Origin of the sequence: Pseudomonas sp. GXM4 (assembly GCF_008923895.1) — a bacterium.
Taxonomy (GTDB): Bacteria; Pseudomonadota; Gammaproteobacteria; order Pseudomonadales; family Pseudomonadaceae; genus Aquipseudomonas; species Aquipseudomonas atacamensis.
In genome coordinates this window covers 1-9,201 of sequence record NZ_WBRZ01000214.1, presented here as the reverse complement: position 1 = coordinate 9,201, position 9,201 = coordinate 1, and the positions used below count along the sequence as shown (strand labels likewise).

At 61.7% G+C, this 9,201-nt stretch carries 8 protein-coding genes; 7 read left to right on the top strand and 1 reads right to left on the bottom strand.

Features of this window, described 5'->3' with window-relative positions:
- Positions 1–69: 69 nt before the first annotated feature.
- Positions 70–516, bottom strand: a complete 447-nt coding sequence (locus F8N49_RS21275) for a response regulator (RefSeq protein ID WP_016772851.1) — start codon at positions 514–516, stop codon at positions 70–72.
- A gap of 255 nt (positions 517–771) precedes the next feature.
- On the opposite strand from F8N49_RS21275, the gene F8N49_RS21270 reads away from it, so the two are divergent.
- The 7 genes from F8N49_RS21270 to F8N49_RS21235 all read left to right on the top strand — a co-directional run bounded on the left by F8N49_RS21270 (position 772) and on the right by F8N49_RS21235 (position 9,166).
- Positions 772–2,706: a putative nucleotidyltransferase substrate binding domain-containing protein gene (locus tag F8N49_RS21270; protein WP_306106539.1), complete on the top strand. Its 1,935-nt coding sequence runs from the start codon at positions 772–774 to the stop codon at positions 2,704–2,706.
- The gene (locus F8N49_RS21265) at positions 2,703–3,410 is read left to right on the top strand and encodes a PolC-type DNA polymerase III (protein ID WP_151552437.1); all 708 of its coding nucleotides are present in this window, start codon (positions 2,703–2,705) and stop codon (positions 3,408–3,410) included. The genes F8N49_RS21270 and F8N49_RS21265 overlap by 4 nt, the downstream gene beginning before the upstream one ends.
- Before the next feature lie 242 nt (positions 3,411–3,652).
- Positions 3,653–4,129 (top strand): RNA polymerase sigma factor, encoded by a 477-nt coding sequence (locus tag F8N49_RS21260; RefSeq protein ID WP_241089677.1) that lies wholly within the window; start codon positions 3,653–3,655, stop codon positions 4,127–4,129.
- Positions 4,126–5,100, top strand: coding sequence for a FecR domain-containing protein (locus tag F8N49_RS21255; RefSeq protein WP_151552434.1), 975 nt, complete (start codon positions 4,126–4,128; stop codon positions 5,098–5,100). Before F8N49_RS21260 ends, F8N49_RS21255 begins: the two co-directional genes overlap by 4 nt.
- Before the next feature lie 258 nt (positions 5,101–5,358).
- On the top strand, positions 5,359–7,785 hold the full coding sequence (locus tag F8N49_RS21245) for a TonB-dependent siderophore receptor (RefSeq protein ID WP_151552432.1): 2,427 nt from the start codon (positions 5,359–5,361) through the stop codon (positions 7,783–7,785).
- Positions 7,786–7,859: 74 nt separating this feature from the next.
- The gene (locus tag F8N49_RS21240; protein WP_016772845.1) at positions 7,860–8,990 is read left to right on the top strand and encodes a PepSY domain-containing protein; all 1,131 of its coding nucleotides are present in this window, start codon (positions 7,860–7,862) and stop codon (positions 8,988–8,990) included.
- Entirely contained in the window at positions 8,987–9,166 is a 180-nt protein-coding gene (locus tag F8N49_RS21235; protein WP_016772844.1) for a hypothetical protein, read from the top strand. Before F8N49_RS21240 ends, F8N49_RS21235 begins: the two co-directional genes overlap by 4 nt.
- Positions 9,167–9,201: the final 35 nt, after the last annotated feature.

Below are 9,201 nucleotides of genomic sequence, written 5' to 3'. Positions count from 1 at the left end.
TTTTGAGGTGGATTGATCGTTCCCACGCTCTGCGTGGGAACGATCATCTGCTGGGCGGCGAAATATGTCTTAAGGTTCTATGCCCAATTCGTGTTTCACCAACTCAAGCAACTTCCCCGTATCAATCGGCTTGAGCAGAAAATCCACCACGCTCAAGTGCATCGCTTCGATCGCATCTTTCACGTCGGCATCGCCGGAGACGATGATGATTGGCATCGCTGCCCGTACCGATTCACGCACCTGGCGAATCAGCTCGAGGCCGTCGACATTGCCCATGCGCAGGTCGGTAATCACCAGACCGATCGAAGGCTTTTCATCGAGCATTTTCAGCGCGGTTTCACCGCTGGCTGCGGTCATGCAGCGAATGCCGTCCAGCGCGAGAATCTCCGACAACAGCTCGCGGGCGTCCTTGTCGTCGTCGACGATCAGAACACGCTGCGGCGGCAGATCAGGTTCGAGCATCACTGCGCTGAGCGCTTCCCGCTCGGCGTCGCTCAAAATATCGTGGTCGGACATGGCGCTCTCTAAATGTTCAAACAATCCCTGGCAAGTCGTCAGACATCACCGGACAGCGCTTCAATGTGCACTTCGTCGGAATTTTTTCCAAGTGCCCAAGGCAAGCTTTTCCGAGCTTTTGCGTAGGTTATTTCCGAAAATCGGCCAATGGTGGCAAAACCTAGACTTACGTCCAATGGGCACCCTGCCCGCCGGGGTCGACCATGGTCGCAACGATCCGACAACAACAATTCGAAAAAGACTGCGGTAATGGTTATGAGCAAAGCGGACGCCTTCACCCAGGCAGGGAAAACCGCGGTGTTGCAGAACATTCAGGGCACCCTGCAATTCCTCCAGCGCTTCCCGCCCTTCAATCAGATGGAACATGCCCACCTCGCCTATCTGGTGGAGCAATGTCAGCTGCGTTTTTTTGCCCAGGGCGAGAGCATCATCAAACCGGCCGACGGCCCGGTGGAACACTTTCATATCGTCAAACAGGGTCGGGTGGTCGGCGAACGCCAGCACATCACCAAGCCCGGCACCGAGACCACCTTCGAAATCACCACCGGCGAATGCTTTCCGCTGGCGGCGCTGCTCGGTGAGCGCGCCACACGCACCGAACATCTGGCGGGCGAAGACACCTTCTGCCTGCAACTGAACAAACTGGCGTTCATCAAACTGTTCGCCCTTTCCAGCGCCTTCCGCGATTTCGCCTTGCGTGGGGTGAGCAGCCTGCTCGATCAGGTCAACCAGCAAGTCCAGCAAAAAGCCGTGGAGACCCTCGGCACCCAATACTCGCTGAACACTCGTCTCGGTGAACTCGCGATGCGCCATCCGGTGACTTGCAGCGCCGAGACGCCGCTGCGTGAAGCGGTGAAGCTGATGCACGAGCAACAGGTCGGCAGCATCGTCGCGGTGGATGAGCACAAGACGCCGCTGGGGATTTTCACCCTGCGCGATTTGCGCCATGTGGTCGCCGAAGGTGTCGGTGATTTCAGCGACGCCATCGAACAGCACATGACTCGATCACCGTTTTATCTGTCGCCGGATCACAGTGCCTTCGATGCGGCGATCGCCATGACCGAGCGGCACATCGCCCACGTCTGTCTGGTCAAGGATCAACGCCTGTGCGGTGTAGTGTCCGAGCGTGATCTGTTCTCCCTGCAAAGAGTCGATCTGGTCCACCTCGCCCGGACCATCCGCAGCGCGCAACGGATCGAGCAACTGGTGACCTTGCGCGGCGAGATCGGCCAACTGGTCGAGCGCATGCTCGCCCACGGCGCGTCGTCGACGCAAATCACCCACATCATCACCCTGCTCAACGATCACACGGTGTGCCGGGTCATCGAACTGACCCTCGCGGAAAAGGGCGACCCGGGTGTGCCGTTCAGTTGGCTGTGTTTCGGCAGCGAGGGCCGGCGCGAGCAGACGCTGCACACCGACCAGGACAACGGCATCCTGTTCGATGCTCGCGATGCCGCGCACGCAGCAGAAATACGCGGCAAGCTGCTGCCGATTGCCCAGCAGATCAACCAGAGCCTGGCGCAGTGCGGCTTTACCCTGTGCAAGGGCAACATCATGGCAGGCAATCCCGAGCTGTGTCTGTCGCGGGCCGAATGGGCACGGCGCTTTGCCGCGTTCATCCGCGAAGCCACGCCGGAGAACCTGCTGAGCTCGAGCATTTATTTCGACCTGCGCGTGGTCTGGGGCGATGAGCAAGGCTGCGAGCAATTGCGCCGGGGCATCCTCGATCAGGTCGCTGACAACCGTCTGTTCCAGCGCATGCTCGCCGAAAATGCGCTGCGCAATCGCCCTCCCGTGGGGCGCTTCCGTGAGTTCGTGCTGGCACGCAAGAACGGCGAGAAGGCCACGCTGGATCTGAAGATCCAGGGCCTGACGCCGTTCGTGGACGGCGCCCGTCTGCTGGCGCTGGCCAACGGCATTGACGCCAACAACACCCTCGAACGCTTTCGCCAACTGGTCGATAAAGAGGTCATCGAGCCGCTCGACGGCGCGGCGTATGAAGAGGCCTATCACTTCATTCAGCAAACGCGGATGCAGCAGCATCAGTTGCAGACCCGGGAGAACCAGCCGTACTCCAACCGCGTCGATCCCGACAGCCTCAATCATCTCGACCGGCGCATCCTGCGCGAATCCCTGCGCCAGGCGCAGCGCCTGCAAAGCAGCCTGACCTTGCGGTATCAGCTATGAGCCTGTTCTCCTGGCTACGCCCGGCCAGCCCCGTGGTGTCGGCGGACTTGCAGCAGCGGCTGGCGAAGCTGCCGGCGCTTGCCGAGCTGAGCGAATGCAGCCTGCGCGAGCAGCGCTGGGTGGTGCTGGACCTGGAAACCACCGGCCTGAATATGAGCAAGGATCGGGTCCTGTCGATCGGCGCGGTGGTGGTCGAGGACGGCGCGATCGATTTCAGCCAACAGTTCGAGCGCACACTGCAATGTCGCGAACTGAAGCTCAGCCCCAGCGTACTGATTCACGGCCTCGGCCCTAGTGCAATTGCCGCAGGCAGCGACCCAGCGGAAGCGTTGCTGGAGTTGCTGGAGTTCATCGGCGACAGCCCGGTGCTGGCGTTTCATGCGCCGTTCGATCAGCACATGCTCGGGCGCGCAGTGAAGGAACACTTGGGGCATAAGCTGCAGCATGTGTTTCTGGATGTGGCGGACATTGCGCCGCTGTTATGTCCGCAGGCGCAGATTCGCGAGGCCGGGCTGGATGAGTGGATCGAATGGTTCCGGCTTGAAGTGTTCGAGCGGCATAACGCGAGTGCCGATGCGCTGGCCACGGCGGAGTTGGCGTTGATTCTGTTCAGCCGGGCGCGGGCGCAGCAGATTTACAGTCCGTTGCAGTTGCAGCAGCGGTTGAGCCAGTGGAAGCGGCGGCAGCAAACTCACTCTTTCTAGCACTACCCCTGTAGGAGCTGCCGCAGGCTGCGATCTTTTGATTTTATAAACAGCAAGATCAAAGGATCGCAGCCTTCGGCAGCTCCTACAGAGGCATGCAACCTTATCACCTGACCAGTGGCCAATTGCTAACCATTCCCACCTCTGCCAGAATCGCGAACTATTCTCGTTAGTTAACATTTCCCAATCGGTGATGTCCGGTGTCGTCAGTGCCCAACCCCCACAATGAGCTCGTCGGTGCGATGTATCGCGACCATCGCGGTTGGCTGCTGGCGTGGTTGCGGCGCAATGTGGCGTGTCCGCAGCGCGCCGAGGACCTGAGCCAGGACACGTTCGTGCGCCTGCTCAACCGCGACGAACTGCTGACGCCGCGCGAACCTCGGGCATTTCTGGTGGCGATCGCCAAAGGCCTGTTGTTTGACTACTTCCGCCGCGCCGCGCTGGAACAGGCCTACCTCACCGAACTGATGCTGATCCCCGAAAACGAACAGCCGTCGGTGGAAGAACAGCAAATGATCCTCGACGACCTAAAGGCCATCGACCGTCTGCTCGGCAAGCTGTCGACCAAGGCTCGTGCGGCCTTCCTGTATAACCGCCTCGACGGCCTCAGCCACGGCGAAATCGCCGCCAGACTCGGCGTCTCGGTGCCGCGCGTGCGGCAGTATCTGGCCCAAGGCCTGCGCCAGTGTTACATCGCCCTTTACGGTGAGCCGACATGACCGCGGCCAGTTCGCGGCCCGTGCCGGCGCATGTGCTGGACGCGGCGATTGCCTGGCAATTGACCCTCGATTCGAGCACCGCACTGGAGCGCGAGGAATTCGCCAAGTGGCACGCGGCACATGAAGAACATGCCCGCGCCTGGCGCCAGTTGGGCATGCTCGATCAGCGCTTCAGCGTCGCCAAGGGCCCGGCCCGAAGTGCGTTGCTGCAATCGCGCGAAGGCATTCGTCCTCGCATGCGCAAACTCGGCAGTGGGCTGGCCAGCGTCGTGGTAATCATCGGGCTCGGGCTGTTTGTCAGTGAGCGCTACCTGCCGCTGGATTACTGGCTCGCCGATCAGCGCACCGCCACCGGTGAACAGCGCACCGTGCGCCTGTCCGACGGCACTCTGCTCAACCTCAATACCCACAGCGCGGTCGACGTACGCTTCGATGACGAACGCCGCTTGATCGTGTTGCAGGAAGGCGAAATTCTCGTCGAGACCGGGCATGGCGACGCGCGGCCGTTTATCGTCGAAACCCGCGAGGGCAGCATGCGTGCGCTGGGCACGCGGTTTCTGGTCAAGCGCGAGAACGATGGCACACGCCTGAGCGTGTTGCAGTCAGCGGTGGCGGCACATGCCCAGGCCAACCCGCAAGAACAGATTCTGCGCGAAGGCCAGCAGGTGTTGCTGCGCAGTGACGGGCTGGGCTCGATTGCCGCCCTCGCCCCCGGCGCCGATGCCTGGACGCGCGGCATGCTGGTGGTGGACAACGCCCGGCTGGGCGATCTGGTGCACGAGTTGGGGCGCTATCGTCGTGGCCATCTGGGTGTGGCGCCGGAAATGGCCGATCTGCGCATTACCGGCAGTTTTCCGTTGCATGACACCGACAAGGCACTGAGTGCATTGCTGCCGACTCTGCCAGTGCAGATCGAGCGGCATACGCCGTATTGGGTCACCGTGGCGAAGGCGGAGCCCTCCGCCCCTTGACATGATCGTTCCCACGCTCTGCGTGGGAATGCAGCCCGGGACGCTCTGCGTCCCTGCCGAAGCGGACGCAGAGCGTCCAATGAGGCATTCCCACGCGGAGCATGGGAACGATCAATGTGGGAGCGAGCCTGCTCGCGAAGGCGCCATCAGCCGCACAACCATTTCCCGCAAAAAAGAATTTCCACCCAGCCCTATCACTTTTCCAATCTCGTCCGGCACACAGGCAATTGAGAAATATTTCCATTCAGGAGCCGCCGTATGTCCCGTTCGCCAGACACCTTGTTGCGCCCCAGTCTGCTGGCTTTTGCCATCGCTTTCGGCACGCCGCTGATCAGCAGCCCGTTGCTCGCCGCTGAGCAAGCGTCCAGCGTGCGCGCCTACAACCTGCCGGCGGCGCCGCTGTCGACCACCCTGAACCAGATCGCCAGCCAGGGCGGCCTCGCCCTGTCGCTCAATCCTGCGCTGGCCGCCGGCAAAACCTCGGCGCCGGTCAACGGCCAGTACGACGCCGCCGGCGCCCTGCGCGCGGCTTTGCGCGGCACCGGTCTGCAACTGGAACAGAGCAGCGCCGGCACTTACACCCTGGTGGCCGTGCCGGAAGGCACGCTGGCCCTGCCGGAAACTTCGGTCATCGGCGTGGAAAACTTCGAAAGCGCGTGGGGCCCGGTCGAAGGCTACACCGCGACTCGCACCGCCGCCGGCACCAAGACCGACACCGCGCTGGTCGAAGCACCGCGTTCGATTTCGGTGGCAACCCGTCAGCAAATGGACGACCGCAGCGTGCACAGCCTCGATGACGCGGTGCGCTACATGCCGGGCATCACCGCCAGCAGCTACGGCAGCGACACCCGTGCCGACTGGCTGCGCGTACGCGGTTTCGAACCGACCCAGTTCCTCGATGGCCTGCCGCTGCCCAAAGGCGTGTACGCCAACCCGAAACAGGAAACCTGGAACCTCGACCGCCTCGCCCTGCTGCGTGGCCCGGCCTCGTCGGTGTACGGCCAGACCCCGCCGGGTGGTTTGCTCGACATGGTCAGCCGCCGCCCGAGCGCTGAAGCCAGCAGTGAAATCCAGCTGCAATACGGCAGCGATAACCACCGCCAGATCAACTTCGCCAGCACCGGCAAGATCGATGACGCCGGGCAGTTTCTCTATGGCCTCAGCGGCGTGGTGCGCGACAGCGGCACCCAGGTCGATCACGTCGACAACAAGCGCTACAACATCGCGCCGAGCCTGACGTGGAACATCGATGACGACACCAAACTCACTCTGCTGAGCCAGTTCACCCGCGACGACACCGGCATCACCAGCCAGTTTCTGCCGATCCAGGGCACGAAGATCAAATCGCCGCTCGGTGATATTTCCCATCACAAGAATCTCGGCGATCCGGATTGGGAATACTACGACCGCACCTACTACGCGCTGGGTTATGCCTTCGAACATCGATTGAACGATGTCTGGCAGTTCAAACAGAACCTGCGCTACACCAAGTCGGACCTGTCGTTCCAGTCGCTGACCCCTGGTTCCTATCCGTTCACCACCGTGGATGCAGAAGGCAACGTCGGCCGCACCAGCACCAGCGTCGACGAAGACATCAGCCAGTTTGCCGTGGACAACAACTTCCAGGCCGACTTCGCCACGGGTGAGATTCGCCACACCTTGCTGCTGGGTCTGGATCACCAGCGCAGCAACACCAACTACACCTCGATCTTTGGCGATGGTCTGCAAACCAACGTCATCAACCCGATCTACGGCCAGCCGATCGTACGTCCGGCGCGCTCCACGGCGTTTTACGACTACAACCAGAAGACCTACCAGACCGGTCTCTACGTGCAGGACCAAATGGCTCTCGACCAGTGGCGCCTGACCCTCGGCGGCCGTGAAGACTGGGTCCACACCAGCACCCAATTCATCAACCAGAGCGACGCCACCAACACCCAGCGCGACAAGAAATTCAGCGGCAACGCGGCGCTCAGCTACGTCTTCGATAACGGCTTCGTGCCGTACCTGTCCTACGCCGAATCGTTCCAGCCGACGACGGGCGCCGATGCCACCTCGACCGGCTCGCTCAAGCCAACCGAAGGCAAGCAGTGGGAACTGGGCATCAAATACCAGCCTCCGGGCAGCAAGACCCTGCTGACCGCCGCCGTGTATGACCTGACCCAAAAGAACGTCGCGGTGAACACCTTCGTCAACAACGTCTCGGTGACCAGCCAGACCGGCGAAGTGAAGGTCAAAGGCCTGGAGCTCGAAGCCGTGTCGGATGTGACCGACAACCTCAAAGTCATCGCCGCCTACACCCTGGCCAAATCCGAAGTGCAAAAAGGCGTCGACAAGGGAAATCGCCTGCAACTGATGCCCAACCAACAAGCCTCGCTGTGGACCGACTACACCTGGCACGCCGGCGTGCTCGACGGTTTCGGCATTGGCGCCGGCGTGCGCTACACCGGCAATACCTACGGCGACAAGGCCAACACCTGGCTGGGCAAGGCTGACGCCTACACCGTGTTCGACGCCAGCGTGCATTATGATCTCGGCCGTCTGGACAACAGCCTCAAAGGTGCGTCGCTGGCGGTGAATGCGACCAACCTATTCGACAAGGACTACATTTCCACCTGCGACAGCTTCTACTGCTACTACGGCGACCAGCGCAGTGTCGTCGCCAGCGCCACTTACAAGTGGTAAGCCAGTGAGCTGAAACAGGCCCTGTTCCCAGGCCGTCCGTACCGGACGGCTTTGGTGTTTTTGAAGGTCATGCAATGAAAAGTAAAACCATCCGCCGCTGGTCGTTCATCCACACCTGGACCAGCCTGATCTGCACGGTGTTTCTGCTGATGCTGGCGCTGACCGGTCTGCCGCTGATTTTCAGCCACGAGATTGATCACGCGCTGGGCAACGCCCCGGAACTGCGCGAGATGCCGGCCGACACGCCGCAACTCGACCTGCAGCAACTGGTCGATGCCGCGCAGAAACATCGCCCGGGCGAAGTCATGCAGTACTTCGGTTATGACGACGAAGAGCCGAACGCGGCGTTCGCGATCATGGCCAGGACGGCCGACACCGAGCCGAACTCTTCGCACACCTTCATGCTCGATGCGCGCACTGGCGAAGCGCTGGAAACCCCTTCGGCCAACGGTGGCTTGATGCTGTTCATCCTGCGCCTGCACGTCGACATGTTCGCCGGGCTGCCGGGCAAGCTGCTGCTGGCGTTCATGGGTCTGTTGTTTGTCGTGGCGATCGTGTCCGGCACGGTGCTGTACCTGCCGTTCATGCGCCGCTTGAAATTCGGCACCGTGCGCCAGGACAAATCGACAAGACTGCGCTGGCTCGATCTGCACAATTTGATTGGTGTCGTGACCCTGACCTGGTGCCTGGTGGTGGGCGTGACCGGAGTGATCAGCGCCTGCGCCGACCTGCTCATCGCTGCCTGGCGCAACGACGCGTTGACCACGCTGATCGCGCCGTATCGCGATGCGCCGCCGCTGACCCAACTGGCGCCGGCTACGCGGTTGCTCGACATCGCCGAAGAAGTCGCACCGGGGATGAAGCCGGATTTCATCGCCTTCCCCGGCACGCGCTTTTCCAGCGAGCACCATTACTCGGTATTCATGAAGGGCGGCACGCACCTGACTTCGCACCTGCTGACGCCGGTGCTGATCGACGCCACGACACTTCAAGTCACCGCCGTGGCGGAACGGCCGTGGTACATGGACGCCATGGGCATGTCGCAGCCGCTGCATTTTGGTGACTACGGCGGCATGCCGATGAAGATTCTCTGGGCGACGCTGGATGTGCTGACGATCATCGTGCTGGCCAGTGGCGTTTATCTTTGGGTAGTGCGGCGCAAGGCGGCCAAGCCTGTTCTGGAACCGGCGGAGGCCTCGGCATGAAGCCGCGTCAGTCGAGTTTCTGGAAGGTTTTCAGCACACCGATCGTGATCGCCCTGCTCAGTGCGGCGGGGCTGTTTGCGGCGTTGCTGGGGGATGGAATCTGGGATGCGTTGAGCTGGGTCGGGCTTGGCGTGCCGGCATTTCTGGCGATAAGAGGTTTTCTGCCGCGAAGCTGAGAATCCCTTGTGGGAGCGAGCCTGCTCGCGAAAGC